The 26,117-nt window shown below is 62.8% G+C and carries 23 protein-coding genes; 13 read left to right on the top strand and 10 right to left on the bottom strand.

Translation table 11 applies throughout. The annotated features are described in order from the left end of the window. Positions 1-41: 41 nt before the first annotated feature. Positions 42-2,333, bottom strand: coding sequence for a 5-methyltetrahydropteroyltriglutamate--homocysteine S-methyltransferase (gene metE / locus ACE3QM_RS10975; protein WP_374421819.1), 2,292 nt, complete (start codon positions 2,331-2,333; stop codon positions 42-44). 93 nt (positions 2,334-2,426) lie between these two features. Here metE and ACE3QM_RS10970 point away from each other — a divergent pair, with 93 nt between their 5' ends. Continuing rightward, the gene (locus ACE3QM_RS10970; protein ID WP_374421817.1) at positions 2,427-3,359 is read left to right on the top strand and encodes a LysR family transcriptional regulator; all 933 of its coding nucleotides are present in this window, start codon (positions 2,427-2,429) and stop codon (positions 3,357-3,359) included. 1 nt (position 3,360) lies between these two features. On the opposite strand, the gene ACE3QM_RS10965 is transcribed toward ACE3QM_RS10970, so the two are convergent. The 5 genes from ACE3QM_RS10965 to glnA form a co-directional block, all read right to left on the bottom strand. Then, entirely contained in the window at positions 3,361-4,101 is a 741-nt protein-coding gene (locus tag ACE3QM_RS10965; protein WP_374421815.1) for a substrate-binding periplasmic protein, read from the bottom strand. Positions 4,102-4,131: 30 nt separating this feature from the next. Further along, positions 4,132-5,583, bottom strand: a complete 1,452-nt coding sequence (gene ntrC / locus ACE3QM_RS10960) for a nitrogen regulation protein NR(I) (RefSeq protein ID WP_374421812.1) — start codon at positions 5,581-5,583, stop codon at positions 4,132-4,134. A gap of 69 nt (positions 5,584-5,652) precedes the next feature. Further along, positions 5,653-6,705 carry a nitrogen regulation protein NR(II) gene (gene glnL / locus ACE3QM_RS10955; protein WP_048409094.1) on the bottom strand — a complete coding sequence of 351 codons (1,053 nt, stop codon included), beginning with the start codon at positions 6,703-6,705 and terminating at the stop codon, positions 5,653-5,655. Between the two features lie 124 nt (positions 6,706-6,829). Then, on the bottom strand, positions 6,830-7,303 hold the full coding sequence (locus tag ACE3QM_RS10950) for a DUF4124 domain-containing protein (RefSeq protein WP_374421809.1): 474 nt from the start codon (positions 7,301-7,303) through the stop codon (positions 6,830-6,832). 123 nt (positions 7,304-7,426) lie between these two features. After that, complete coding sequence (glnA, locus tag ACE3QM_RS10945) at positions 7,427-8,845, bottom strand: glutamate--ammonia ligase (RefSeq protein WP_048409093.1); 1,419 nt, start codon at positions 8,843-8,845, stop codon at positions 7,427-7,429. A gap of 268 nt (positions 8,846-9,113) precedes the next feature. Between glnA and ACE3QM_RS10940 the strand changes: the two genes are divergently transcribed. From ACE3QM_RS10940 to ACE3QM_RS10915, 6 genes are all read left to right on the top strand, one after another. After that, a complete protein-coding gene (locus ACE3QM_RS10940; protein ID WP_048409092.1) occupies positions 9,114-9,566 on the top strand; it encodes a rhodanese-like domain-containing protein in 453 nt (150 codons plus the stop codon). A gap of 197 nt (positions 9,567-9,763) precedes the next feature. Then, the gene (aroE, locus tag ACE3QM_RS10935; RefSeq protein ID WP_048409091.1) at positions 9,764-10,585 is read left to right on the top strand and encodes a shikimate dehydrogenase; all 822 of its coding nucleotides are present in this window, start codon (positions 9,764-9,766) and stop codon (positions 10,583-10,585) included. Positions 10,586-10,701: 116 nt separating this feature from the next. Next, positions 10,702-11,385 (top strand): monofunctional biosynthetic peptidoglycan transglycosylase, encoded by a 684-nt coding sequence (mtgA, locus tag ACE3QM_RS10930; protein WP_048409116.1) that lies wholly within the window; start codon positions 10,702-10,704, stop codon positions 11,383-11,385. Between the two features lie 197 nt (positions 11,386-11,582). Further along, entirely contained in the window at positions 11,583-13,022 is a 1,440-nt protein-coding gene (mgtE, locus tag ACE3QM_RS10925; RefSeq protein ID WP_374421806.1) for a magnesium transporter, read from the top strand. Positions 13,023-13,030: 8 nt separating this feature from the next. Beyond that, positions 13,031-13,849, top strand: a complete 819-nt coding sequence (gene prmC, locus ACE3QM_RS10920; RefSeq protein ID WP_374421837.1) for a peptide chain release factor N(5)-glutamine methyltransferase — start codon at positions 13,031-13,033, stop codon at positions 13,847-13,849. After that, the gene (locus ACE3QM_RS10915) at positions 13,849-14,610 is read left to right on the top strand and encodes a phosphatase PAP2 family protein (RefSeq protein WP_374421803.1); all 762 of its coding nucleotides are present in this window, start codon (positions 13,849-13,851) and stop codon (positions 14,608-14,610) included. Before prmC ends, ACE3QM_RS10915 begins: the two co-directional genes overlap by 1 nt. 117 nt (positions 14,611-14,727) lie before the next feature. Here ACE3QM_RS10915 and ACE3QM_RS10910 read toward each other — a convergent pair whose 3' ends face one another. Next, a complete protein-coding gene (locus ACE3QM_RS10910) occupies positions 14,728-15,207 on the bottom strand; it encodes a peptidylprolyl isomerase (RefSeq protein WP_048409087.1) in 480 nt (159 codons plus the stop codon). Positions 15,208-15,344: 137 nt separating this feature from the next. On the opposite strand from ACE3QM_RS10910, the gene ACE3QM_RS10905 reads away from it, so the two are divergent. Then, a complete protein-coding gene (locus tag ACE3QM_RS10905; protein WP_048409086.1) occupies positions 15,345-16,478 on the top strand; it encodes a cupin domain-containing protein in 1,134 nt (377 codons plus the stop codon). A 687-nt stretch (positions 16,479-17,165) separates the two neighbouring features. On the opposite strand, the gene bamC is transcribed toward ACE3QM_RS10905, so the two are convergent. Together bamC and dapA are read right to left on the bottom strand one after the other, a co-directional pair. After that, on the bottom strand, positions 17,166-18,299 hold the full coding sequence (bamC, locus tag ACE3QM_RS10900) for an outer membrane protein assembly factor BamC (RefSeq protein ID WP_048409085.1): 1,134 nt from the start codon (positions 18,297-18,299) through the stop codon (positions 17,166-17,168). Between the two features lie 32 nt (positions 18,300-18,331). Beyond that, positions 18,332-19,207 carry a 4-hydroxy-tetrahydrodipicolinate synthase gene (dapA, locus tag ACE3QM_RS10895; RefSeq protein ID WP_374421799.1) on the bottom strand — a complete coding sequence of 292 codons (876 nt, stop codon included), beginning with the start codon at positions 19,205-19,207 and terminating at the stop codon, positions 18,332-18,334. Between the two features lie 175 nt (positions 19,208-19,382). Between dapA and ACE3QM_RS10890 the strand changes: the two genes are divergently transcribed. Beyond that, positions 19,383-21,014, top strand: coding sequence for an ABC-F family ATPase (locus ACE3QM_RS10890; RefSeq protein ID WP_231463428.1), 1,632 nt, complete (start codon positions 19,383-19,385; stop codon positions 21,012-21,014). Positions 21,015-21,269: 255 nt separating this feature from the next. Next, on the top strand, positions 21,270-22,010 hold the full coding sequence (gene fabG / locus ACE3QM_RS10885) for a 3-oxoacyl-ACP reductase FabG (RefSeq protein ID WP_048409082.1): 741 nt from the start codon (positions 21,270-21,272) through the stop codon (positions 22,008-22,010). Positions 22,011-22,077: 67 nt separating this feature from the next. Here fabG and cysB read toward each other — a convergent pair whose 3' ends face one another. Further along, positions 22,078-23,022 (bottom strand): HTH-type transcriptional regulator CysB, encoded by a 945-nt coding sequence (gene cysB, locus ACE3QM_RS10880; RefSeq protein ID WP_048409081.1) that lies wholly within the window; start codon positions 23,020-23,022, stop codon positions 22,078-22,080. A gap of 111 nt (positions 23,023-23,133) precedes the next feature. On the opposite strand from cysB, the gene ACE3QM_RS10875 reads away from it, so the two are divergent. From ACE3QM_RS10875 to ACE3QM_RS10865, 3 genes are read left to right on the top strand one after another with little or no spacing between them, the layout of a single operon-like run. Beyond that, a complete protein-coding gene (locus ACE3QM_RS10875) occupies positions 23,134-23,835 on the top strand; it encodes a phosphoadenylyl-sulfate reductase (protein WP_374421795.1) in 702 nt (233 codons plus the stop codon). A gap of 18 nt (positions 23,836-23,853) precedes the next feature. Then, a complete protein-coding gene (locus tag ACE3QM_RS10870; RefSeq protein ID WP_374421793.1) occupies positions 23,854-25,509 on the top strand; it encodes a nitrite/sulfite reductase in 1,656 nt (551 codons plus the stop codon). Continuing rightward, positions 25,493-25,999: a DUF934 domain-containing protein gene (locus tag ACE3QM_RS10865; RefSeq protein ID WP_048409078.1), complete on the top strand. Its 507-nt coding sequence runs from the start codon at positions 25,493-25,495 to the stop codon at positions 25,997-25,999. Before ACE3QM_RS10870 ends, ACE3QM_RS10865 begins: the two co-directional genes overlap by 17 nt. Positions 26,000-26,117 lie beyond the last annotated feature (118 nt).

The raw sequence follows: 26,117 nt of genomic DNA, 5'->3' as shown, positions 1-26,117 counted from the left end.
CCCTCGATCGAGGGGCCTTTTTCTTGTCGGTCTCCAAGGTTTCAAACGACGGCGTCGGTCTCCTGCGCCAATCGTTGGCGCAGCGTCTTGCTGACCTTGACCATGCTGGCGAGCGCGGCCTCCACCTCCGGCCAGCCGCGGGTTTTCAGGCCGCAATCGGGATTGACCCACAGTTTTTCCGGCTCGATCACTTGCAGCGCCTTTTCCAGCAGTTGCTGAATTTCCGCCTCAGGCGGCACTCGCGGGCTGTGGATGTCGTAGACGCCGGGGCCGATGGCGTTGGGGTAGCGGAAGTGGCCGAAGTCCTGCAACAGCTCCATGTCCGAACGCGAGGTTTCTATGGTGATCACATCGGCGTCCAGCGCCGCGATGGCCGGCAGGATGTCGCCGAACTCCGAATAGCACATATGGGTGTGGATCTGGGTGGCGTCGGCCACGCCGTGGCAAGACAGGCGGAAGGCCTGGCCGGCCCAGTCCAGATAGGCGGCGCGGTCGGCGCGCTTCAGCGGCAGGCCTTCGCGGATCGCCGGTTCGTCGATCTGGATCACGCGGATGCCGGCGCTTTCCAGATCGCGCACTTCGTCGTTCAGCGCCAGGGCGATCTGGCGGCAGACTTCGCCGCGCGGCAGGTCGTCGCGGACAAAACTCCATTGCAGGATGGTGACCGGGCCGGTCAGCATGCCCTTGACTGGACGCGGGGTCAGGCTTTGCGCGTATTCGGCCCATTCCACGGTCATCGGCTGCGGCCGCGCCACGTCGCCGAACAGAATCGGCGGCTTGACGCAACGACTGCCGTAGCTTTGCACCCAGCCGCCGGCGGTGAACACGAAGCCGGACAATTGCTCGCCGAAGTACTCCACCATATCGTTGCGCTCGGCCTCGCCGTGCACCAGCACATCGATGTCCAGCGCCTCCTGGCGGCGGATCGCCAGCTCGATTTCCTGCTGCATTGCCTGGCGGTAGGCATCGGCGGACAATTCGCCGCGCTTGAAGCCGGCGCGAGCGCCGCGGATGGACGCGGTTTGCGGGAAGGAGCCTATGGTGGTGGTGGGCAGCAGCGGCAGCTTGAGCCAGGCTTGCTGCGCGGCGGCGCGGACCGGATAGGCGCTGTGGCGTTGATCGGCGTCGGCTGGCAGCGCGGCCAGCCGCTGTTGGACATCGGGACGGTGGATCAGCGGGCTGGCGGCGCGCTGTTGACGGGCGTAATCGCTGCCGGCCAATTCATTGGCGATGGCGTCGCGGCCTTGTTCCACGCCGCGCTTCAATACCTTCAGTTCGTTCAGCTTCTGCACCGCGAAGGCGAGCCAGGTCTTGACGTCGACATCGAGCTGGGTTTCCGCGGCCAGGTCGAAGGGGGTGTGCAGCAAGGAGCAACTGGGGGCAATCCACAAGCGCTCGCCCAATTCGGCGGCCAGCGGCAGCAGGCCGGCCAGCGCGCGGGACAGGTCGGCGCGCCAGATATTGCGGCCATCGATGACGCCGGCGGACAGCACCTTGTTCTGCGGCCAGCCGGCGGCGAAGGCTTCCAGCTGCAGCGGCGCGCGCACCAGGTCCAGGTGCAGGCCGGCCACCGGCAGGCGCTTGAGCCGTTCGGCGTGTTCGGCGACGCTGCCGAAGTAAGTGGCCAGCAATAGCTGCAAGGGGCTGTCTTGCAATTGTTGGTAGGCGGGCTCGAAGGCGGTCAGCCATTCTTGCGGCAGGTCCAGCGCCAGGATGGGCTCGTCGATCTGCACCCATTCCACCTTGGCCTCGGCCAGCGCGGCCAGCAGCTCGCGGTAGGCTTGCAGCAGACCGGGCAGCAGCGCGAGCTTGTCGAAGTCGGTGCCCTTGCTCTTGCCCAGCCACAGCAGGGACAAAGGCCCCAGCAGCACCGGCTTGGCGCGCAGGCCCAGCGCCTGGGCTTCGCGCACTTGCGCCAGCAGGCGCTGCGGCTGAGCCTGGAAAGCAGTGTCGGCATGCCATTCCGGCACCAGGTAGTGGTAATTGGTGTCGAACCATTTGGTCATTTCCAGCGCCGGCTGTTTGGCGTTGCCGCGCGCCAGCTGGAAGTATTGTTCCGTGCTCAGTTGCGCCGGGTCGAAACCGAAGCGCGGCGGCACCGCGCCCACCAGCAGCTGCGCGTCCAGCACATGATCATAGAGGGAGAAATCGCCAACCGGTGACAATTCCACGCCGGCGCCTTTTTGCAGCAGCCAGTGGCGCTGGCGCAGTTCGCGCGCGCCGCCGAGCAGCGCGGTCTCGTCGATTTCATTCTTCCAGTAATTCTCCAGCAGGGTTTTGAGTTCGCGTTTGGCGCCGATGCGGGGAAAGCCGAGCAAGTGCAGGGTGGTCATGGGTGGACTCCTTGGTTCGTGATGTCCCTAGCATTGCGCAAGCTGCTGTATGATACAAACTCATTATTTTGCCAGTTAACATGAAATGAATTCATGATGAGCATTCTGGAAGTCCGACATCTGCGCACCCTGCTGGCGCTGGCCGAAACCGGCAGCGTGTCCTTGGCCGCCAGCCGCCTGTTCCTGACCCAGTCTGCGCTGTCGCACCAGTTGAAACAATTGGAGCAGGGCTATGGCATGAGCTTGTTCGAGCGCAAGACCCAGCCATTGCGTTTTACCGCCGCCGGCGAGCGCTTGCTGACGCTGGCGCATGATCTGAACGCGCGAGTGGCGGCGGCGGAGCGCGACCTGGCGCGGCTGCGCCAGGGCGAGGCCGGCGAATTGCGCGTGGCGGTAGAGTGCCATACCTGCTTTGACTGGCTGATGCCGGCGATGGACGCGTTCCGCCAGCATTGGCCGGGCGTGGAGCTGGACATCGTGTCCGGTTTCCATACCGACCCGGTCAGTCTGCTACTGAGCCACCGCGCCGATCTGGCCATCGTGTCGGAGGCGGAAACCCAGGCCGGCGTCGATTTCCAGCCGCTGTTCGCTTATGAAATGGTGGGCATCGTCGCGCGCGATCATCCGCTGGCGCACAAGCGCTGCTGGCTGGCGGAGGATTTCGCCGACGAGACGCTGATTCATTACCCGGTGCCGGACGAAATGCTGGATCTGGTGCGCAAGGTGTTGCGGCCGGCGGGAATCAATCCGGCACGGCGCAGCAGCGAACTGACCATCGCCATCATCCAGCTGGTGGCCAGCCGCCGTGGCGTGGCGGCTCTGCCGTATTGGGCGGTCAAGCCCTATCTGGAGCGCGGTTACGTGGTGGCGCGGCCTATCGGCGAGCGCGGTTTGAGCAGCGAGCTGTACGCGGCGGTGCGCAGCGACGATGGCGGCCTGGCCTATATGCAGGACTTCCTGGCCACGGTGCGCGAGCAGAGCTTCGCCACCTTGCCGGGGCTGACGCCGCTGGGCGCGACCAACTGATTCAGGGCAGGGCCAGCCGCCGGCGCAGCGGCGGCAGTTGATTCCAGACGCAGCGCATGCGCTCCGGATGAGCCTGGCCGTAGGCCTGGCTGAACACCAGGTAGTTGCTTTCGGTCTTGAGCGGGGGCTGCAGCTTTTTCATGTGCAGCTGCGGCTGGCCGGCCAGATAGGCATCGCCGCCGGGTTCATGCATGGCGAAAGCGGCGATGCGCCCGGCCTGCAACTTGGCGAAGTTTTCCGCCATATTGCCGCCTTCTTCCGACGCGATGCGGCGGGCTTTCAATTCGCGAGTGATCGCCCAGCCGCGGTTGACGCCCACTTTCTCATCCTCGGGCAGGTCCAGCCGGAGGCCGTCCCAGCGCAGCGCCGATTGCTGCGGCACATAGAGCACATAGGACATGGCGGCCAATCGGTAGCGCGGATCGACCTGGCCGTCGCGCATCGGGTAGCGCATCTGCTTGGCTCGGTCAGTCTGGAAGGACAGCATGGCGGCGGCGTCGGCCTGGCTCAGCGCCAGGCTGCGCAGCACGCGCCGCGCCGGCAGCGGGCGGAATTGCGGGCTCAGGCCGCAGCGCTCCGCCGCGGTTTTGACCAGTTCGATGACGGGGCCGGACAGCCGGGGCGGGGAGTAGTCGACGAAGGGGGCCGGCTCGGCATTGCCGACGACGATGCGCAAGACGGGCGCGGCGTGCGTCCATCCGCCGGCCAGCAGGGCGAGCAGAGCCAGTACGGGCTTGGGCATGGGCGCGTCCTCGCGACAATGATCATGGTTTCATTTTATGAGCCCCGGCTCGGCTTTGTCATGCGCTTCGTCAGCATGGGCTTCCAAACCCAGTTCCTGGATCTTGCGGGTCAGGGTGTTGCGGCCCCAGCCCAGCAGATGGGCGGCTTCCACCTTGCGGCCGCCGGTGTGCGCCAGGCCGCTGCGGATGCAGCTGGCTTCGAAGCGGCGGGTCAATTCGTCGATGATGCCGGTTTCGCCGCCGCGCAGACGGCGGCTGACTTCCTCGGCCAGCAGCAGCGGCCAGTCGGCCTGGGCATCGCCGCTGGCGCTGTGCGCGCCGGCGGCGGGTTCGCGCAGTTCCTGCGGCAGGTCGGCCACTTCCACGGTCTGGCCGGGCGCCATCACGCTGATCCACTGACACAGGTTTTCCAGTTCGCGCACATTGCCGGAGAACGGACTGTGCTTGACCACGTCCATGGCGGCCTCGCTGAGGCGCTTGGTCTCCACGCCCAGTTGCACCGCGCTCTTGGACAGGAAGTGGCGCGCCAGCAGCGGGATATCCTCGCGTCGCTCCCGCAGCGGCGGCAGCCGCAGCCGGATCACGTTCAGACGATGGTAGAGGTCTTCGCGGAACTGGCCGTCGCGCACTCGCTGCTCCAAGTTCTGGTGGGTGGCGGCGATGACGCGGACATTGGCCTTGATCGGGGTGTGGCCGCCGACGCGGTAGAAGTGGCCGTCGGAGAGCACGCGCAGCAGCCGGGTCTGCAGTTCGGTGGGCATGTCGCCGATCTCGTCCAGGAACAGCGTGCCGCCTTCGGCTTCCTCGAATCGGCCGCGGCGGGTGGCGAGCGCGCCGGTGAACGCGCCTTTTTCATGGCCGAACAGCTCGGATTCCAGCAAGTCCTTGGGTATGGCGGCGGTATTGAGCGCGATGAAGGGGCGGCCGGCGCGCACCGAATGGCGGTGCAGCGCTTCGGCGACCCTTTCCTTGCCGGTGCCGGATTCGCCTGTGATCAGCACGGTGACGTTGGATTGCGACAACCGTCCGATGGCGCGGAACACGTCCTGCATCGCCGGCGCCTGGCCCAATAGCGCGGGCATCGCTTCCGTCGCGTCGTCCGCGGCGCTGGCCGGGCTGTTTTCCGCCAGCGCGCGCTCGATCAGCAAGACCGCCTGGTCGACGTCGAAGGGTTTGGGCAGGTATTCGAAGGCGCCGCCCTGGAAGGCCGCCACCGCCGAGTCCAGGTCCGAGTGCGCGGTCATGATGATGACCGGCAGCGCCGGATGCTCGCCCTTGACCTTGGCCAGGAATTTCAGCCCGTCTATGCCGGGCATGCGGATGTCGGAGATGATCACTTGCGGCGTGCGGTCGTAGAGCGCGTTCAGCGCGTCGTCGGCGCTGGCGAAGCTGTCGAAGCCGATGCCGGCGCGGCCCAGCGCTTTTTCCAGCACCCAGCGTATCGCCTTGTCGTCGTCAATAATCCATACCGCTTGTTTCATCACGGAATCCTCATGGTGGGGCTCGCCGGCCTTGGCCGGTCGCCGCAAGGTGTTTTTATCGTTCAATGCTTAGTCGGTGGCGAAAGGCAGCATCACCGTGAAACAGGTCTGTCCCGGCCGTGATTCGAACTCGATATTGCCGCCATGCTGATGGACGAAGGCCTGGGCCAGCGTCAGCCCCAGGCCGGTGCCTTCGGCGCGGCCGGTGACCAGCGGGTAGAAAATATGGTCCTTGATCTCGTCGGGAATGCCGGGGCCGTTGTCGACGATCTGCAATTTCAATGCCAGGGTGTGGCGCTTGCGCGCCAGCGTCGCCTGGCGCGCGACCCGGGTGCGCAGCACCAGCTCGCCCTTGCCCTTCATCGCCTGGGTCGCGTTCTTGACGATGTTGAGGACCACCTGGATCAGTTGTTCCTTGTCCGCCACCAGGAGCGGCAGGCTGGTGTCGTAATCGCGGCGGATCTGCAAGCCATGCGGGAATTCGGCCAGCGCGATGCTGCGCACGCGCTCCAGCACTTCATGGATATTGATTTCGGCGCGCACATGGCTGCGGTGCGGCGCCAGCAGGCGATCCACCAGCGACTGCAGGCGCAGCGCCTCTTCCTTGATCACCGCGGTGTATTCCTTCAGCTCGGGGCGGTCCAGCAACTCGTGCTCCAGCAATTGCGCCGCGCCGCGGATGCCGCCCAGAGGGTTCTTGATTTCGTGCGCCAGGTTGCGGATCAACTCGCGGTTGGCCTGGTGCTGCAGCAGCAAGCGCTCTTCATTGGCGATCTTCAACTGCTGATCCAGCGGTCGCAGCTCGATCAAGGCCAAGCCGCCGTCGGCGTCCACCGGGGTGATGGACAGCGCGATGTGCAGCGCCTGCTCGCTGTGCTGCGGGATCAGTTCCAGATCGTGTTCGATGAAGCTGGCGTTGTGGCGCAGCGCGGTGGCCAGCGCCTGGCGCAGCGCCGGGCAGGGCTGGAACAGTTCGAACAGGCTGTGGCGGCGCAGCTCGCGGCTGCCCAGCGCCAGCAGGTTCTCGCAGGCGGGATTGACGAAGTGGAGCGCGCCGTCGGCATCAGCGATCAGCACGGGGGTGTCCAGCAGTTCTAGTCCGGCAAAGCTGGTCGGCGGCATGGTGTGGGGTGTCCTGTGGGCTCGGTCGCGAAGGGCATGCGTTGGCGCAGCAAGATTCGGGCCATGCCCGTGGGATGGGGAATGGCCCGTTTAATGGCAGTATGCACCAAGATGGTGCGTCAAACTAGTTTTGCCCCAATTCGCGGCGCAGCGCTTCCACGTTCTTCTGGCGATCGGTGACTTCGTCCTGCAGCTTCTGCACCCGGTCCAGGTATTTCTGGTAATTGCGGGTTTCGTCGCCGTTGCGCGTGGCCTTGCCATCGGTCAGCGCCTTTTGCGCATCGGCCAGCGCTTTCTGCTCATTGGCCAGTTCCTGTTCCAGGATCTTGCGGCGGCCGCTATCGCGCTGTTTCTGCGTGCCGGGGTCGACGCTGGGGAAGCTGCTGGACGGTTTGGCTGGCGCCGCGCCGCCGCTGCTGTTGCCGCTGTTCTTGTGCTGGCTGGGATAGGAGGAGAGCGGGTTGAGCCGTATCGGCTGCGCGCCGCGGATGGGCACATTGGTGAAGGTGACGTTGCCGTCCTTGTCCACGTACTTGTAAACGGTGGCCTGCGCCGAGGCGCTGAGCAGCAGCAATAGACAGAGGGATAGCGTTTTCATGAGCGGCGGAGTCGGATTCTTGGTTTCGGCATTGCTAATGATATGCAAATCGGCGGGCCAAGTCATATATGAAAACGGCAGCCATGAGGCTGCCGTTTCGTTTGCGGGGATGATCCGCTTCGCTTACAGCGAGTAATACATCGCGAATTCAACCGGATGCGTGGTCATGCGGGTCAGGTTCACTTCCTGCATCTTCAATTCGATGTAGGCGTCGATCCAGTCATTGGAGAACACGCCGCCGCGGGTCAGGAACTCGCGGTCCTTGTCCAGAGCGGCCAGCGCCTCGTCCAGGCTGGCGCACACGGTCGGGATCAGCTTGTCCTCTTCCGGCGGCAAATCGTACAGGTTCTTGTCCGCGGCGTCGCCCGGGTGGATCTTGTTCTGAATGCCGTCCAGGCCGGCCATCAGCAGCGCGGAGAAGCACAGATAGGGGTTGGCCAGCGGATCCGGGAAGCGCGCTTCGATGCGGCGGCCCTTGGGGCTGGCCACGTGCGGAATGCGGATGGAAGCGGAGCGGTTCTTGGCGGAGTAGGCCAGCTTCACCGGCGCTTCGTAATGCGGCACCAGGCGCTTGTAGGAGTTGGTGCCCGGATTGGTGATCGCGTTCAGCGCCTTGGCGTGCTTGATGATGCCGCCGATGTAGTAGAGCGCGGTGTCGGACAGGCCGGCATAGCCGTCGCCGGCGAACAGGTTCTTGCCGTCCTTCCAGATCGACTGGTGCACGTGCATGCCGGAGCCGTTGTCGCCGACGATGGGCTTGGGCATGAAGGTGGCGGTCTTGCCGTAGCTGTGCGCCACATTGTGCACCACGTATTTCAGAATCTGGGTCCAGTCGGCGCGCTGGGTCAGGGTGCTGAACTTGGTGCCGATCTCGTTCTGGCCGGCGGTGGCCACTTCATGGTGATGCACTTCCACCGGGATGCCCAGTTCTTCCAGCAGCAGCACCATGGCGGAGCGGATGTCCTGGGAGGAGTCCACCGGCGGCACCGGGAAGTAGCCGCCCTTGACGCCCGGGCGGTGGCCCATATTGCCGCCTTCGAATTCCTCGGCGGACGCCCATGCGGCTTCCTCGGCCTTGATCTTGACGAAGCAGCCGGACATGTCGGTGCCCCAGGTCACGCTGTCGAAGACGAAGAATTCCGGCTCCGGGCCGAAGTAGGCGGTGTCGCCCAGGCCGGATGCCTTCAGATAGGCTTCGGCGCGCTTGGCGATGGAGCGCGGGTCGCGGTCATAGCCCTTGCCGTCGGCCGGGTCGATCACATCGCAGTGTAGGAAGACGGTGGGTTCGTCGTAGAAGGGGTCGATGCGAGCGGTGGCCGGGTCGGCCATCAGCAGCATGTCGGATGCCTGAATGCCTTTCCAGCCTGCGATCGAGGAGCCGTCGAAAGCATGGCCGTGCTCGAACCATGCTTCCGGATCGTCCAGCAGCACGTGGGCCGGGATGGTCACGTGTTGTTCTTTGCCGCGGGTATCGGTAAAGCGCAGGTCTACGAATTTGACATCGTTTTCGGTAATCAGCTTGACTACGTCTGCAACCGCCATGGTTTTCTCCTGAAAGGCTACATGCATCATGTGCGAATTAGTGTACGGCTAACGCTTAAGCATTAAGCGTGCCAGCTTAAAATCGCCGAGATTCCATTGTGTCATAGCCCAAAAACGGGCGCTAGCAGAGTTGAATGAACCAGCTTGGTGCCTGTACCGAAGTCGTGCACCAAAATGGGGCTGATCTTGCGTTGCAGCGGTGCGCTGGTATGGATAATCTGTGTATATAAAGGTATTGAGGGCGGTCTTGGCCGCGAGGAGAGCTTGCATGGATCAAATGACGCAGATATTGCAGCAGGCGCAGCGCCGGGCCGAAGAACAGGGTTTGCCCTATCGCGGCGCGCTGACGCCGCAGGAGGCGCACCAGTTGAAGCAGGCGCTGCCGGAGGCGACCTTGCTGGACGTGCGCAGCGCGGCGGAATGGCAGTTCGTCGGCGTGGTGCCCTATGCCCAGCGGCTGGAGTGGCGAAGCTTTCCCGGAATGCAGCCTAATCCGCGTTTCATCGAGCAATTGCAGGAGATGCTGCCCAAGGATGGGATACTGATGCTGATGTGCCGCTCCGGCGTGCGCTCGGACGAAGCCGCGCGCCTGGCCGCCGCCGCCGGTTATACCGAGGCCTACAACGTGCTGGAAGGTTTCGAGGGCGATAAGGACGCGGCGGGGCATCGCGGCGCGCTGGGCGGCTGGAAGGCGCGCGGCCTGCCCTGGCAGCAGGGCTGAGGTGGCGGCAAGCGGCGCGACGTGGTTGATGTTTGCCGTGTTCCACGGCAAAGTGTCGTTCTGGCGCCGCTCGCTTGCGAGCAAGACGGCGAGAGCCGCCAACAAAACCCAGCCGGAGTCCGCGTGTTTGCCTAGCGGCGAGGTTTTGTTAGCCGCTTTTATATACATAACATGCCGACATTTTGGAAAGCTGACTCATGACCGACCGTTACGCCGTTATCGGCAATCCCGTTTCCCATAGCCAGTCGCCCTTCATTCATAACGAATTCGCCAGCGCGACCGGGCAGGACATCAGCTACGACAAGCTGTTCGCCGAGCTGGGGCAGTTCAACGGGGTGGTGTCCGAATTCGTCGCCGCCGGCGGCAAGGGTTTGAACATCACGCTGCCGTTCAAGGGCGACGCTTACCGCTTCGCCAATGAAGTGACCGAGCGCGCGCGCGCCGCCGAAGCGGTCAACACCCTGAGCTTCCGCGACGGCAAGGCCTATGGCGACAATACCGACGGCGTCGGCCTGGTGCGCGACATCGTTGATAATCTGGACTACCCGATCGCCGGCGCCAAGGTGCTGATCCTGGGCGCGGGCGGCGCGGTGCGCGGCGTGCTGGAACCCATCCTGGCGCAAAAGCCGGCCGCCTTGACCATCGCCAACCGCACCCTGATCAAGGCCGAGGCGCTGGCGCATCACTTCGCGCCCTGGGGCAAGGTGGAGGCCATAGGCTACGAGCAGTTGAAGGGACGCAGCTTCGACATCGTGATCAATGCGACATCGACCAGCCTCAGCAATGAACTGCCGCCGATTCCCTACGGCCTGTTCACGGCTCGTACCCTGGCTTACGACATGGTGTACAGCAAGGGCCTGACCCCTTTCCTGCAGCGCGCGCAGGCGGAAAACGCCGGCATGCTGGCCGATGGCCTGGGCATGCTGGTGGAGCAGGCGGCGGAATCCTTCGCCATCTGGCGCGGCGTGGAGCCGGCCACTCGCAAAGTGACCAATATGCTGCGGGAAGTGCTGGCCTGACGCTCGCCGGGTCCGGCGGGTCCGGACCCATAGACACAAGGCGTCGCTTTTCCCTCCCGCGGTTTGAATCCCAATCCCCCTTGCCCTGCGAGGGGGCTCGCTTTGCGAGTCAGATGATGCGTCTTTTCCTGAAAGTGCTGGCGGCCCTGATGGCCGCCTTTCTGCTGTATAACCTGTGGATCTTCGGCCATATCGTCTATTGGCGCGGCCACAATCCGGCGGCCAGTTCTTTCATGAACGAACAGCTGGCCAAGCTGCAGCAGGATGACCCCGAGGCCGAGCTGCGCCACAAATGGGTGAGTTATGAGCAGATCTCGCCCAATCTCAAGCGCGCGCTGATCGCATCCGAGGACGCCAAGTTCGTCGACCACGAAGGTTTTGACTGGGACGGCATCGAGGCCGCGTTCGAGAAGAACCTGAAGAAGGGCAAGATCGTCGCCGGCGGCTCCACCATCAGCCAGCAGTTGGCCAAGAATCTGTTCCTGTCCAGCAGCAAGACGCCATGGCGCAAGCTGGAGGAAGCCTTGATCACGGTGATGCTGGAAACGGTGCTGGACAAGCGACGCATCTTCGAGATCTACCTGAACGTGATCGAATGGGGCAACGGCGTGTTTGGCGCCGAGGCGGCGTCGCGCCATTACTATCGTTCGAGCGCGGCGCGGCTGTCGTCGGCGCAGGCGGCCAAACTGGCCGCGATGGTGCCCAATCCGCGTTATTACGACAGCCATCGTGGCGCGCCCGGCCTGGCGCGCAAGACCCGCATCATCCAGCGGCGCATGGCTTACGTGGAGCTGCCCTGATCCCTGGGGCGCAATTGGAGCCGCGGGCGGGCGCATGTTACAATCGCGACTTTCTTCAAGTGCGCCGTGCGCTAGGCATGGCGGCTACACATGGACTTACCCAGTTACCCCGTAATCCAATCCCGATTTACCGTTAGAGAATAAAGCCCGCCTCCGACCGCCCGCGCCGCGCGCCATCGAGGCGGAAGGAGACGTGCATGACGGTTGCCTTCAAGCAACAATCCGCCGATCGTCTGCAAGAAAGCCTGGCCCTGGTGCAGCGCCTGATCGAGCGCCAGCGGCAGTTGGAAGATCTGGTATCCCGTCCGGAGGCGAGCGACGCGCCGACGGATCCGTTGGCCCCGCATTACAATCTGGAAGCGCTGCGCCTGAAGCTGGAGCAACTGCATCCGGCCGATGTCGCGCATATCCTGGAAGCCTTGCCGCTGGAAGAACGCCTGCTGGTCTGGGATCAGGTGGACGGCGCGCGCGACGGCGCCATCCTGCTGGAGGTGTCGGACGCGGTCAGGGAATCGCTGATCGAAGTGATGGAGCACGGCGAGCTGGTCAACGCCGCCGAGCAGCTGGACGCCGACGAACTGGCCGAGCTGGCGCCGGACATGCCGCGCCAGGTGGTGTACGAAGTGATGGGCGGCCTGGACGAGGAAGAGCGCGCCCAGCTGCAGTCGGCCTTGTCCTACGATGAAGACAAGGTTGGCGCGCTGATGGATTTCGACCTGGTCAAGATCCGCGCCGACGTCAGTTGCGAGGTGGTGCTGCGCTATCTGCGCCGCTTCGATGAACTGCCGGCCCACACCGACAAGATTTTCGTCATCGACGAGCAAGGCTTGTTGATGGGCGTGTTGTCCATCCGCAAGCTGCTGGTGTCCGATCCCGACGCGCTGGTGTCCGAGGTGATGGCCACCGAACTGGTCAGCTTCAATCCGGACGAAGACGCCGCCGACGCGGCGCTGGCCTTCGAGCGTTACGACTTGATCACCGCGCCGGTGGTGGACGAGGCCGGCAAGCTGATCGGCCGGCTGACCGTGGACGAGATGGTGGACGTGATCCGCGAGGAATCCGACAGCGAAGTGCTGAATCTGGCTGGTCTGAAAGAGGAAGAAGACCTGTTCGCGCCGGTGATCGACTCGGTGAAGAACCGCTGGGCCTGGCTGGCGATCAATCTGTGCACCGCCTTCATCGCCTCGCGCGTGATCGGCGTGTTCGAACACTCCATTTCCCAATTGGTGGCGCTGGCGGCGCTGATGCCCATCGTCGCCGGCATTGGCGGCAACTCCGGTAATCAGACCATCACCATGATCGTGCGCGCGCTGGCGATGGGACAGATGCAGCTGAACCAGGCCTGGCGGCTGTGGCGCAAGGAGTTGCGGGTCAGCATGATCAACGGGGTGTTGTGGGGCGGAGTGATAGGCAGCGTGGCCTGGCTGCTGTACGGCAGCTTTTCGCTGGGTCTGGTGATGCTGGGTGCGATGCTGCTCAACCTGATGCTGGCCGCCACCATGGGCGTGCTGATTCCCTGCCTGATGCAGCGTTCCGGTCGCGATCCGGCGCTGGGCTCCAGCGTGCTGATCACCGCCTGCACTGATTCCGGCGGCTTCTTCATCTTCCTGGGTCTGGCCACCCTGTTCCTGTTGTGACGACCATGTTGACGATAGCCGAGGCGCTGCGCCTCTACCCCTTGCCCCGTCTGGAAGCGCGCATGCTGTTGCAGCAGGCGGCGCCGGCGCTGACTCACGCTCGCATCGTGGCCTATCCCGAACAGGCGTTGAGCGCCGAAGAAGAGGCGAATTTTCGCGTGCTGGCCGCCAGGCGCGCCGCCGGCGAGCCGGTGGCCTATCTGATCGGCCGGCGCGAATTTTACGGTCGCGACTTCACCGTGGGGCCGCAGGTATTGATTCCGCGTCCGGAAACCGAGCACTTGATCGAAGCGGCGCTGCAGCGGTTTGGCGGCCGCGCCGCCTGCGTTGTCGACCTGGGCACCGGCAGCGGCGCCATCGCGACGACGCTGGCGCTGGAAGCGCCGGAGTGGCGAGTCCGCGCAGTGGATTTGTCGCCGGAGGCGCTGACCATCGCGCGCGGCAACGCCGAACGCCTGGGGGCGCAAGTCGAGTTTCATCAGGGCAGCTGGTACCAAGCGCTGCCCGCGGACGCGGTCTTCGATCTCATCGTGTCCAATCCGCCCTATATCCGCTCGGATGACGAACATCTGGGGCAGGGGGATGTGCGCTTCGAGCCGCGAATGGCGCTGACCGACGAGGCCGACGGGCTGGCCTGCCTGCGCGAGATCGCCGCCGGCGCACCTAGGCGCTTGCTGCCGGGCGGCTGGTTGATGGTCGAACACGGCTACGACCAGGGGCCGGCGGTACGTGGCCTGTTCGCCGCCGCCGGCTTGCAGCAGGTGGAAACCATTGTCGATCTGGCGGGTCTGGATCGAATCACCCTTGCAATGATGAAAGCTGACTGATGTGGTTTAAGTTGTCCTGTCTGCGCCGGCTGTGGCCGGCGTTGTTGTTATCGCCGCTGGCGTTTCTGCTGGCGATATCGCCGGATTGCAATCGCGAGTTGTTCCTGATCTTGCACGAGGCCGGCCGCGTCGCGCCCGGTGCGTTCTGGCGCCTGTTGAGCGTATTGGGAGACTGGCCCACGGTGCTGGCCCTGCTGCTGGCCTTGAGCTGGCGGCGGCCGGACAAGCTGCCGGCCTTGCTGGCCGGCTGTGGCATGGGCGTGTTTCTGGCCATCGTGCTCAAGGCTGGCTTTGCCGAGCCGCGGCCGCCGCTGGTGCTGCCGCCGGGCTCGGTGCACTTGCTGGATGATCTACCTGGCAATGGTTCCTTCCCGTCCGGCCACGCGATGGCGTCGGCGACGCTGGCGAGCTTTCTTTACTATTCCGGCATGCTGCGCCGGGGCGTGGTGCTGACGACGGTGGTGATCTTGGTGATGCTGTCGCGCTTGGCGATAGGCGTGCATTGGCCATTGGATGTGACGGTGGGCGCGTTGCTGGGCTGGGCCGCGATGTACGCCGCCTGCGTTTGGGCCTGGCCACGGGGCTGGCCGGAGGGGTTGAGCGCGCGCGTGCAGATGGCGCTGTTGGCGCCGCTGGCCGGGCAGTTGCTATGGCTGTTGTACAAGTCCGGCAGTCATGAGGAATATGCGCTGAGGTTGGCGCTTTGTGCGCTGGTGCTGGCGGCGGGGTGCTGGCGCTGGCGGCGTTTGCGTCAGGTCTGAGGCGAGCGCGGGGGGGTATCAAGACAAAGGCGGCCATGGGCCGCCTTTGTCGAAATCGGGCCGGCGCGCCGGCAAAAGCATTACAATGACGCCATGCCGGCTATGCCTGCGGCCTGATCAATGATGGTGGCCGTGTTCGCCGTGGGCGTGGCCATGGCTGACTTCGTCGGCGCTGGCGGCGCGGACTTCCACCACCTTGGCGGCGAAGCGAATGCTCTGGCCGGCCAGCGGGTGGTTGGCGTCGACCACGGCTTTGCCGTCGGCGATATCGGTGACGCGGAACAGCAGCACATCGCCGGTTTCCGGATCATCGGCTTCGAACATCATGCCGACTTCGACGTCTGCCGGGAATACGTCCAGATCTTCCACGCGGATCAGTTCTTCTTCCGGGTCGCCGAAAGCATCGTCAGGCGTCATCTTGACATCGATGGAGTCGCCAACGGCCTTGCCTTCCAACGCTTCTTCCACCAGCGGGAAGATGCCGTCGTAGCCACCGTGCAGATAGCTGATCGGCTCTTCGGTCTTGTCGAGGAGGTTGTTGTCAGCGTCGAACATCTCGTAGTGGAGGGTAACGACGGTGTTTTTGGAGATTTGCATGAGTGCGGATCCGTGAAGGAAGGTAAATAAAGCGGATGGCGGCGCGGGGCAGCCATCTAAAGCGTTTCAGCTGCGCCGCTATCGCGCGCATCCCATATTGTAAACCATTGCCGGGCGTTTCAGCCCGTGAAACTGCCATGAACACAACAACATTGCTGGGCGGCATGTCGCCCGAACAATTCCTTGCCGAGTACTGGCACAAGAAGCCGCTGCTGATACGTGGCGCGCTGACCGATGTCGGTCCGCTGGCGGACTTTTCCGTGTTGTCGCAACTGGCGACCCGCGAAGACGCCGAGTCGCGCCTGATCGAATACCGCAACGGCCGCTGGAGCCTGGAGCGTGGCCCGTTCCGTCCGGCGCGTTTCCGCCGTCTGCCGGAAACGGATTGGACCCTGCTGGTGCAGGGTGTCAATCAGCACTTGCCGCATATCGACGAGATCCTGTGGCGCTTCAACTTCATTCCTTATGCGCGGCTGGATGATTTGATGATCAGCTACGCGCCGCCGGGCGGTACCGTCGGCCCGCACTTCGATGCCTACGATGTGTTCCTGCTGCAGGTGGGCGGTCGCAAGCGCTGGCAGATATCCACCCAGCACGACGATGATTTCATCGAAGACGCGCCGATCCGGGTGCTGAAGGACTTCCGCTGCGAGCAGGAGTTCGTGCTGGAACACGGCGACATGCTCTACTTGCCGCCCAAGTGCGCTCATCACGGCGTGGCGCTGGATCCGGGCATGACCTATTCGATCGGTTTCCGCGCGCCGCCGGCGCAAGAGCTGGCGACGCAATTCCTAGTGCATCTGCAGGACCGGCTTTGCGTGGACGGCGTGTACGCCGATCCTGGCCTGCGACTGCAGCAGGATCCTGCCCGCATCGGCGATGACATGATCGATCAGGTCAGCCGTCTGCTGGAACAGGTGCGCTGGGACCGCGCGACGGTGGGTGATTTCCTTGGGCATTACCTGACCGAACCCAAGGCGCATGTTTTTTACGATGCTCCCGAAGACGAACTGGACGAAGACGAATTCGAGCAGGCGGCGGTGGAGCAGGGTTTGGTGCTGGACCGCAAGAGCCAGATTCTGTTCTGCGGCGAAGATTTCTATTGCAATGGCGAGAAACTCGACACGGTGGCAGCGGATGCGGCGGCCTGGCGCGGGTTTGCCAATGCCAGAAGCATCGATGGAGTCGCGCTTAGCGTCGGCATGCGGGAATGTTTATACGAGGGATACCTGGCAGGCTATTGGCATCTCGCGATGAATGTAGCAAAATAGCCACAGAAATTGTTCGGATGCGCAAGTGATATCGACAAATTCTGGCCTCAAGGACGGGGGTAAACGCCCGTTTTTGTGGCTATGCTGCTTTGCGGAAGAGGATTATGGGCAAAGGTGTTTTTTTGGAATTTTGCCCCCTATACAGCCTTTTTATTCGTGATACAATTTGCGCACTGATGGATTTTCAGTCGCCCGGCTTATTTCGAAGACCGTGCGATAACTGACGTCTTGTTCAACTTATCCTCAAAGGTAATGAAAAAATGAAACAGTCGCTCCTCGTTGCTGCCCTGCTGGCTGTAGCCCTGTCCGCTTGCGGTAAGAAAGCGGAAGCTCCGGCTGAAGCTTCCGCTCCTGCTGTTGAAGCATCCGCTCCGGCTGCTGCTCCGGCATCCGCTCCGGCTGCTGAAGCTTCCGCTCCGGCTGCTGCTTCCGCTCCGGCTGCTGAGGCTTCCGCTGCCAAGTAGTTCTTGGCCAGCGACAAAAAAACCGGCTATGGCCGGTTTTTTTGTGTCTGTAGCAAATAGAAAATAGTGTGTTGCAACATGAAAACAACACTATTGTCTGTTTGCTACAAAGCGTTACATTTTGCTTGACGATGGGCTGCTTGTTCCCGTCGGCGTTTAAGTAAATAGAAGGCGCAAAAAAAGCCCGCAATAGCGGGCTTTTTTATCGCGCGCTAATCCGCGCTTATTGCAACTCGGTTTGCAGTTTGGACAGCGCTGCCTTGCTGAACGCATCCGACAGCGGCTTACCTTGCTTGTCCTGGATGGACACCGTGGTGGAGCCGGGCGCGTTTTCCTTGATCTGCACACGGTATTCCTGTTCGGTGGGCTTGGCGGACTTGCCGTCGTCGCTCTTCCAGAAGGCGAGGCTGGACCAGAAGCCGCCGGACTCGTTCTTGTCGGTTTCGCTCTTGGCCGGCTTGACGAAGTAGACACCCTGGGAGCGATCGCGGTCGCTGACCACCAGGCCGACGCGATCCAGCGCCAGGCCGACGCGGCGCCAAGCGCGGTCGAACTCGTCGCTGAGCACCAGCTGGCCGTCGACGATGGGGGTTTGCGGCTTGGCCGGAGCGCTCAGCGTCTGTTTGACTTGTTCGCGTGCTTTATCTTCCGCCATGCCCAGATTCATCATGAAGCGGCCCAGCAACTCGGCCTCCAGGCCCGGGTCGGTGGCGCGTGGTTGCCAGATGGTGTTGGTCTTGGTGGAGTCGGCATAGACTTCTTCCATGCCGCGGTGGGAGAAGTAGACTTCGGTGCCATTGGCGGTCTTTTCCAGGCGGATGCGGAACTTGTCGCGCTCGCCGGTGGAGTAGACGCTGCCGAGGCCGACGGTTTCCAGCAGCTTGCGCAGGCCGTCGTTAGGCAGCTTGGCGCGGTTTTCCGCCCAATCGGTTTCCATCACGCCCACTGCCGGGTCTTCGCTCTTGATCACGAAGCCGTTGTCCTGCCAGAAGGCTTTCAGCGCCGGCCACAGTTGTTCCGGGCTCTTGCCCGACACCACCAGCCAACGCTGGGTGCCGGCGCGCTCCATCTTGATGTTGTCCAGCTTGTTCAGCGCGACCGAACTGCCGGCCGCTGGTTGTTGCGCCTGGGTGCCGGCATTGGTGTCCTGCGCCGCGGCGGCGGCGCTGGCCGCGCCGGGGATGGTGTACTTGTTCTGGACTTGCGGCGCGGTCAGGTCCGGCGGCACTTCCAGGGTGTTGACGGTCTTGGGCTTGTCGGACTGGTAGTCCAGCTTCTTGGTCAGCGGCTGTTGCGAGCTGCAGCCGGCGAGGATGCCGGTTGCCAGCAGAATCGCGGCGGGCGCGGTTCGTTTCATGCGGTCTCCCATCATTTCAGCAGGGGATGGTTTCAAAGGACTTCAGCTTGTTTCATGGCCGCTTCCACTGCGGCTTGCGCGCCAGCGGACAGCGGGGTCAGCGGCAGGCGGATGCCGGCGGGGATCCGCTTCATCCGCATCAGCGCCCACTTCGCCGGAATCGGGTTGGGTTCAATAAACAGGTGCTTGTGCAGGCCTTGTAGTTTGTCGTTGATCTCGCGCGCCAGCTTGGCGTTGCCGCTGGTGGCGGCCTTGCAAAGCTCGCTCATCAGCTTGGGGGCGATATTGGCGGTGACCGAGATCACGCCGTGGCCGCCGCAGAGCATGAAAGCCATGCCGGTGGCGTCGTCGCCGGAATAGAGGGTGAAGCCCGCGGGCGCGCGCATGAACAGATCGCAGGCGCGGCCAATGTCGCCGGTGGCGTCTTTCAGGCCCACGATGTTCGGGTGCTCGGCCAGGCGCAGCGTGGTGTCATTGCTCATGTCGGCCACGGTGCGGCCGGGCACATTATAAAGGATGACCGGCAGCTTGCTGGCGTCGGCGATGGCCTTGAAATGCTGGTACAGGCCTTCCTGGGTCGGCTTGTTGTAATAAGGCACGACCGACAGCACGTAGTCGGCGCCGACCTCCTGGGAGAGATGGCTCAGTTCGATCGCTTCGGCGGTGGAGTTGCCGCCGGCGCCGGCGACGACCTTGACCCGGCCCGCCGCATAATCGACGACGGCCTTGACCACGGCGATGTGCTCGCTCACGCCCAGGGTGGCGGATTCGCCGGTGGTGCCAACCGCGACAATGCCGTCGGTGCCATTGTCAATATGGAAATCGACGAGTCGTCGCAGTGCCTCGTAGTCGACCGTGCCGTCTTCCGACATCGGGGTGACTAGGGCGACCAAGCTACCGGTAAGCATAGTTCAGCCTATCTCAGGGAATAGAAAACAAGATTCACGATTGTAGCGGAATTCGAGAAGCTGGCAAAAGGTGCTCGGCGATTCCTTGACGGATGGCTCGGGAAAATGGCCGTACTGTGCTAGAATCCCACGTTTTTCCGATACTTACGGCTATCTGGCTGAAGGATCCCTAAGCGTGATTACCACAAGCAACATTACCATGCAGTTTGGCGTCAAACCTTTGTTCGAAAAGGTTTCCGTCAAATTTGGCGAAGGCAACCGTTATGGCCTGATCGGCGCCAACGGTTCCGGCAAATCCACTTTTATGAAAATTCTGGGTGGCGACCTGGAGCAGACCAGCGGCGAGGTGGCCATCGAGAACGGTCTGCGCCTGGGTAAGCTGCGTCAGGATCAGTTCGCCTATGAAGATCAGCGCGTCATCGACGTGGTGATGATGGGCCACACCGAGATGTGGGCTGCGATGAGCGAACGCGACGCCATCTACGCCAACCCGGAGGCCAGCGAAGACGACTATATGCACGCGGCCGAACTGGAAGCCAAGTTCGCCGAGTACGACGGCTACACCGCGGAAGCGCGCGCGGGCGAACTGCTGATGGGCGTGGGCATTCCGGTGGAACAGCACGCCGGCCCGATGAGCGAAGTGGCGCCGGGCTGGAAGCTGCGCGTGCTGCTGGCGCAGGCGCTGTTCTCCAATCCGGACATCCTGTTGCTGGACGAACCGACCAACAACCTGGACATCAACACCATCCGCTGGCTGGAACACGTGCTCAACGAGCGCAACGCCACCATGATCATCATTTCGCACGACCGTCACTTCCTGAACTCGGTGTGCACCCATATGGCGGACTTGGACTACAACACCATCCGCATCTACCCGGGCAACTACGACGACTACATGATCGCGTCGGCTCAGGCAAGGGAGCGTCAGCTGTCGTCCAACAGCAAGGCCAAGGAGCGCATCCAGGAACTGCAGGAGTTCGTGGCCCGCTTCTCCGCCAACAAGTCCAAGGCGCGCCAGGCGACCAGCCGACTGAAGCAGGTGGACAAGCTGAAGTCCGAAATGGTGGAAGTGAAGCCGTCCAGCCGTCAGAACCCGTTCATCCGCTTTGAAATGGACGACAAGTTCAAGCTGCACCGTCAGGCGGTGGAGGTGGATCACCTCAACAAGGCTTACGACAGCAAGGTGCTGTTCAAGGACCTGAGCCTGATTCTGGAAGCCGGCGCCCGCCTGGCCGTCATCGGCCCCAACGGCGCGGGCAAGACCTCGCTGGTCAAGCTGCTGGCCGGCGCATTCAGCGCGCCGTTCGCCGAAGGCCTGAGCGCGGACCGCGGTTCGATCAAGTGGGCGGAGAAAGCTCAAGTCGGCTATTTCGCCCAGGACCACGAAGCGGATTTCGACAGCGATATGACGCTGACCGAATGGATGCGCGAATGGGGTCAGGAAGGCGACGACGAACAGGTGATCCGCGGCACGCTGGGCCGTCTGCTGTTTGGCGGCGACGAGGTGGGCAAGCCGGTGCGGGTGCTGTCCGGCGGCGAGAAGGGCCGCATGCTGTACGGCAAGCTGATCCTGCAAAAGCCGAATGTGATGATCATGGACGAGCCGACCAACCATATGGACATGGAGTCGATCGAATCCCTGAACATGGCCTTGGAAAAGTACAAGGGCACCTTGATCTTCGTCTCCCATGACCGGCAGTTCGTCAGCTCGCTGGCGACCCATGTGCTGGAACTGGACGGCAAGGGCGGTTACGACTACTACACCGGCAACTACGAAGACTATCTGGCCAGCAAGGGCCTGGAATAAGCCTACGCGCCAGGGCAGTTACAAGTGGTAACTGACCTGTAGAGCAGTTGCTTTACCGGCGGGAGTGAGTGCGCTATATTGCAGTGCGTCTTGTGCGCTGCAATGGCTGCGGCGCACAAACTCCCGCTTTTATTTTTCAATAAGAAAAATATTCAATAAAAACAGGTGTTTGGCCGTAGATGGTCGATGGTGGAGTTGTTGGATCCGGCCTCTGGGCGGATTGCCTGTTATCTACAAAGTCAGTAAGGAAAATCCATGCGCTTGAAAGGTAAAGTCTCCATCATCACCGGCGCCGCCAGCGGCATCGGCAAGGCGACCGCCGAGAAATTCGTGAAGGAAGGCGCGGTCGTCGCCGTTTGCGACCTCAATCTGGATGCCGTCAACGCGGTGGTCGATGAACTGCAGCAAGCCGGCGGCGAGGCCATCGGCTACAAGGTGGACGTGACCAATAAGGGCCAGATCGCCGAAATGGTGGCCGACCTGAAAAACCGCCGCGGCCGCATCGACGTGCTGGTCAACAATGCCGGCATCGTCATGGATGCGCAGCTGATGAAGATGACCGAGGACCAGTTCGACAAGGTGATCGACATCAATCTGAAAGGCGTCTACAACTGTGCCCGCGCGGTGATCGACACCATGGTGGAGCAGGGCGGCGGCGTGATCCTGAACGCGTCCTCGGTGGTGGGCGTCTACGGCAACTTCGGCCAGACCAACTACGCCGCATCCAAGTTCGGCGTGATCGGTTTCGTCAAGACCTGGGCCAAGGAACTGGGCAAGAAGGGCATCCGCGCCAATGCGGTGTGCCCGGGCTTCGTCGCCACTCCCATCCTGCAGTCGATGCCGGAAAAGGTGATCCAGGCGATGGAAGACAAGGTGCCGATGCGACGCATGGCCGACCCGACCGAGATCGCCAATGTCTACGCCTTCCTGGCATCCGACGAGGCCAGCTACATCAATGGCGCCGCCATTGAAGTAACCGGCGGGCTGACGCTCTGATCCGACGCTGTCGCATACAAAAACGCCCCGCTAGCGGGGCGTTTTGTTTTGCTTGACTGGTCCAGCCTCAATCCTCGCTGTCCGGATCTCGCGCCAGCAGCGCGGCCTCGACTTCGCGTCGGTGCAGATGCGGCGCGAACAACTCGATGAAGGTGTAGGCGAAACCGCGTAGATAGGCGTCCTTGCGGATGCCTATCTTGGTGGTGGACGGCTCGAACAGCTGGCCGGCGTCCAGCAACTGCAGATTGAGATCGCGCTCCGGCTCGTAAGCCATGCTGGCGATGATGCCTATGCCCAGGCCCAGGCTGACATAGGTCTTGATCACGTCGGTGTCGATCGCGGTCAGCACCACATTGGGCGCCAGGCCTTGGTCGGCGAAGGCCTTGTTGATCTTGGAGCGGCCGGCGAAGGCGAAGTCGTAAGTGACGATGGGGTAGCGGGCGATGTCCGCCAGTGTCAGAGGGTGATCCAGCTTTGTCAGCTCGTGTCCTTCCGGCACCACGATGGAACGGTTCCATTCATAGCAGGGCAGCATCGCCAATTCCTTGTACAAGGCGATGCCTTCGGTGGCGATGGCGAGGTCGGCTTCGCCGGACACCACCATTTCGCAGATCTGAGTGGGACTGCCCTGCTTGATCGACAGCCTCACCTTGGGGTAACGTCGAACGAACTCGGCGATGGCTGGCGGCAGCGCATAGCGCGCCTGGGTGTGGGTGGTGGCGATGGTCAGCGCGCCTTCCGCCTCCTTGGAGAATTCGTCGCCCACCCGCTTCAGGTTCTGCGCCTCGCGCAGAATGCGCTCGGAAATGCGCAAGACCTCCTTGCCCGGCTCGGACACCGAAACCACCCGCTTGCCGTTGCGGATGAAGACCTGAATGCCCAGTTCGTCCTCCAGCAGGCGGATCTGCTTGGAAATGCCCGGCTGCGAGGTGTGCAGTTTTTCCGCGGCCTCCGATACGTTCAGCCCTTGCTTGGCCACTTCGACCAAGTAACGCAGTTGTTGCAGCTTCATGCGACGCCATCCTCTTAAAACCTGTAGTAATTAAATACTAACACAATATTCTTTTAGGTTTATAAGCGGCTTGGGTAGGATTGTCGTGAAATTTCCTGCCTGGAGCTTTTGATGAGCCTGGAAGCAAAACTCGACGCGGCCGCCGCCTGTCTGCGCGCGATCGCCGCCGAGCACCCGGACGTGGTGCTGGCCAATAGCTATGGCGCCGAAGACATGGTGCTGACGGATCTGATCGCGCGGCTGGGCCTGCCTATCGCCGCCTTCAGCCTGGATACCGGCCGCCTGCCGGCGGAAACCTACGACTTGATGCAGCGGGTGGAAGAGCGCTATCCCAGCCACCCGGTGACGGTGTATTTCCCGCAGGCCGCCGCGGTCGAGCACTACGTCAAGCTGCATGGCATCAACGGTTTCTATCAAAGCGTCGATCAGCGCAAGTCCTGTTGCCAGGTGCGCAAGCTGGAGCCGCTGAGGCGCGCGCTGGCCGGGCGCTCGGCATGGATCACCGGCCTGCGGCGCGAGCAATCACCGACGCGTCAGGACCTGCAGGTCAGCGCCTACGACGCCGACAATGGCCTGCAGAAGTTCAGCCCGCTGCTGGACTGGAGCGAGCGCGATGTCTGGGACTACCTGCGCGCGCAAGAGGTGCCTTACAACGCTCTGCACGACCGTCACTATCCCTCCATTGGCTGCGCGCCCTGTACTCGGGCGATCTCGGTGGGCGAGGATGTCCGCGCCGGGCGCTGGTGGTGGGAAAACCCTGAATCCAAAGAGTGCGGCCTGCACCAGGCCAGCCCCTTGAAACGCCCGGCATAGCGCCGTCTGGAAGAGCCCATGTATCAATATGATGAAGTCGACCACCGCATCGTGCGCGAGCGCGTGGCCCAATTCCGTGATCAGACCCGGCGCTACCTGGCCGGCGAATTGAGCGAGGACGAGTTTCGCCCGTTGCGGCTGATGAACGGCCTCTATGTGCAGCGACATGCGCCGATGCTGCGCGTCGCCATTCCCTACGGCCATCTGCGCAGCGGCCAGTTGCGCAAGCTCGCAGACATCGCCCGCCGCTACGACAAAGGCTACGGTCATTTCACCACCCGTCAGAACATCCAGTTCAACTGGCCGGAACTGGCCAGGGTGCCGGATATCCTGGAAGAACTGTCCACGGTGGAAATGCATGCGATCCAGACCTCGGGCAACTGCGTGCGCAATACCACCACCGACGCCTTCGCCGGCGTGGCCGGCGACGAGCTGTTGGATCCGCGGCCCTGGTGCGAAATCATCCGTCAATGGAGCACGCTGCATCCGGAATTCGCCTTCCTGCCGCGCAAATTCAAGATCGCGGTATCCGGCAGCGTGGAAGACCGCGCGGCCACCCGGGTGCACGATATCGGTCTGCATGTGGTGCGCAGCGAAGCCGGCGAAGTCGGCTTCAGGGTGATGGTGGGCGGCGGTCTTGGGCGCACCCCCATCGTTGGCGACGTGGTCAAGGAATTCCTGCCCACTCCGCATCTGCTGACCTATCTGGACGCGGTGCTGCGGGTGTATAACCGCTTTGGCCGCCGCGACAACAAATACAAGGCGCGCATCAAAATCCTGGTCAAGGCGATGACGGTGGAAGGCTTCGCCGCCAAGGTCGAGGACGAATGGCTGCATATCAAGGGCGGTCCGGCCACCTTGCGCGACGAGGATGTCGCCCATTACGCCAGCTTCTTCACCGATCCGCCCTATCAGGCGCTAAGCGCGTCTTCCGAATTCGCTGCCTTGCTGGCGCAGGACAAAGCCTTCTCCCGCTGGGCGGAGCGCAATACCCGCGCGCACAAGCGGCAGGGCTATCGCTCGGTGGTGTTGTCGCTGAAACGCACCGGGGTGCCGCCGGGCGACATCAGCGCGGAGCAGATGGACGCTGCGGCCGAGTTGGCGGACCGCTTCGGCTTTGGCGAACTGCGCGTTGCTCACGAGCAGAACCTTGTGTTGCCGGACGTGCCGGAGCGGGATTTGCACGCGGTGTGGCAGTTGGCGCGGCAGCACGGCTTCGCCACGCCCAATATCGGCTTGTTGACCGATATCATCTGCTGCCCCGGCGGCGATTTCTGCTCCTTGGCCAATGCGCGTTCGATTCCGGTGGCGGAAGCGATTCAACGCACTTTCGAGGATATGGACTACCTGTACGACCTGGGCGATATCGACTGCAACTTCTCCGGCTGCATGAACGCCTGTGGCCATCACCACATCGGCAATATCGGCATTCTCGGCGTCGACAAGAATGGCGAGGAGTGGTATCAGATCACCCTCGGCGGCAGCCAGGGCTCGGCCACCAGCATAGGCAAGGTGATAGGCCCGTCCTTTGCCCAGGCCGATGTGCCCAAGGCCTTCACCACCATCATGGGTGTTTACCTAGAACAGCGCGGAGCGGGCGAGCGTTTTATCGAAACCGTGCGCCGCATCGGCCTTGACCCCTTCAAGGAGCGGGTGTATGCCAAGCATCATTAAACAAGGGCAGTTGCGCCCGGATGACTGGAATTTGCTGCGCCAGGATGAAAATGGCCAGTTGCCAGAAACCGCCGCGGGCGGCAATGTGATCGTGCCGCTGGCGGACTGGCTGGAGCGCCGCGCGTTCTGGCGCAGCCATGCGGCGCGGGTTGGCGTTTGGCTGAGTCCGGACGATGATCCGGCGCGGCTACTGGCCGATTTGCCAGAGCTGGAGCTGATCGCCGTCGATTTTCCGGCCTTCACCGACGGCCGCGGCTACAGTCATGCCCGGCTGCTGCGTGAACGTTACGCTTATCGCGGGGAACTGCGGGCGATCGGAGATGTCTGGCAAGACCTGCTGCATTCCATGGCGCAAGTCGGATTTGATGCTTTTGCCATCAAGGAAGGCAAGACGCTGGAATCTTCGTTGGATGGTTTTAATACTTTTAGCGAAAACTATCAGGCCACCGTGCTGAATCCGCTGCCACTGTTTCGTAGGCGCGTCACATAGGCGTAATGTGTCGCTTATGCGAGACAAAGGCCGTGCAGAAACGCTTTTTTTGATGTTTTTTTGCAACGGATTGCTCGCAATCTGTGGCGCCTCAAGTTGACATGGGGTTGCAGCGTTT

The organism is Chromobacterium sp., from assembly GCF_041912965.1.
Lineage (GTDB): Bacteria > Pseudomonadota > Gammaproteobacteria > Burkholderiales > Chromobacteriaceae > Chromobacterium > Chromobacterium aquaticum.
The sequence above is the reverse complement of the archived record's forward strand: the minus strand, read 5'-3'. Positions and strand labels throughout refer to the sequence as shown.

Excerpts from the sequence above, each read along its gene's own strand:
- aroE (WP_048409091.1), top strand. The coding sequence starts at position 9,764 with ATGACCGACCGTTACGCCGTTATCGGCAATCCCGTTTCCCATAGCCAG.
- ntrC (WP_374421812.1), bottom strand. The coding sequence starts at position 5,583 with ATGAAACAAGCGGTATGGATTATTGACGACGACAAGGCGATACGCTGG.
- ACE3QM_RS10970 (WP_374421817.1), top strand. The coding sequence starts at position 2,427 with ATGATGAGCATTCTGGAAGTCCGACATCTGCGCACCCTGCTGGCGCTG.
- mgtE (WP_374421806.1), top strand. The coding sequence starts at position 11,583 with ATGACGGTTGCCTTCAAGCAACAATCCGCCGATCGTCTGCAAGAAAGC.
- ACE3QM_RS10910 (WP_048409087.1), bottom strand. The coding sequence starts at position 15,207 with ATGCAAATCTCCAAAAACACCGTCGTTACCCTCCACTACGAGATGTTC.
- ACE3QM_RS10965 (WP_374421815.1), bottom strand. The coding sequence starts at position 4,101 with ATGCCCAAGCCCGTACTGGCTCTGCTCGCCCTGCTGGCCGGCGGATGG.
- glnA (WP_048409093.1), bottom strand. The coding sequence starts at position 8,845 with ATGGCGGTTGCAGACGTAGTCAAGCTGATTACCGAAAACGATGTCAAA.
- ACE3QM_RS10875 (WP_374421795.1), top strand. The coding sequence starts at position 23,134 with ATGAGCCTGGAAGCAAAACTCGACGCGGCCGCCGCCTGTCTGCGCGCG.
- cysB (WP_048409081.1), bottom strand. The coding sequence starts at position 23,022 with ATGAAGCTGCAACAACTGCGTTACTTGGTCGAAGTGGCCAAGCAAGGG.
- ACE3QM_RS10940 (WP_048409092.1), top strand. The coding sequence starts at position 9,114 with ATGGATCAAATGACGCAGATATTGCAGCAGGCGCAGCGCCGGGCCGAA.
- dapA (WP_374421799.1), bottom strand. The coding sequence starts at position 19,207 with ATGCTTACCGGTAGCTTGGTCGCCCTAGTCACCCCGATGTCGGAAGAC.
- ACE3QM_RS10905 (WP_048409086.1), top strand. The coding sequence starts at position 15,345 with ATGAACACAACAACATTGCTGGGCGGCATGTCGCCCGAACAATTCCTT.
- bamC (WP_048409085.1), bottom strand. The coding sequence starts at position 18,299 with ATGAAACGAACCGCGCCCGCCGCGATTCTGCTGGCAACCGGCATCCTC.
- ACE3QM_RS10870 (WP_374421793.1), top strand. The coding sequence starts at position 23,854 with ATGTATCAATATGATGAAGTCGACCACCGCATCGTGCGCGAGCGCGTG.
- ACE3QM_RS10865 (WP_048409078.1), top strand. The coding sequence starts at position 25,493 with ATGCCAAGCATCATTAAACAAGGGCAGTTGCGCCCGGATGACTGGAAT.
- ACE3QM_RS10915 (WP_374421803.1), top strand. The coding sequence starts at position 13,849 with ATGTGGTTTAAGTTGTCCTGTCTGCGCCGGCTGTGGCCGGCGTTGTTG.
- ACE3QM_RS10950 (WP_374421809.1), bottom strand. The coding sequence starts at position 7,303 with ATGAAAACGCTATCCCTCTGTCTATTGCTGCTGCTCAGCGCCTCGGCG.
- metE (WP_374421819.1), bottom strand. The coding sequence starts at position 2,333 with ATGACCACCCTGCACTTGCTCGGCTTTCCCCGCATCGGCGCCAAACGC.
- fabG (WP_048409082.1), top strand. The coding sequence starts at position 21,270 with ATGCGCTTGAAAGGTAAAGTCTCCATCATCACCGGCGCCGCCAGCGGC.
- mtgA (WP_048409116.1), top strand. The coding sequence starts at position 10,702 with ATGCGTCTTTTCCTGAAAGTGCTGGCGGCCCTGATGGCCGCCTTTCTG.
- glnL (WP_048409094.1), bottom strand. The coding sequence starts at position 6,705 with ATGCCGCCGACCAGCTTTGCCGGACTAGAACTGCTGGACACCCCCGTG.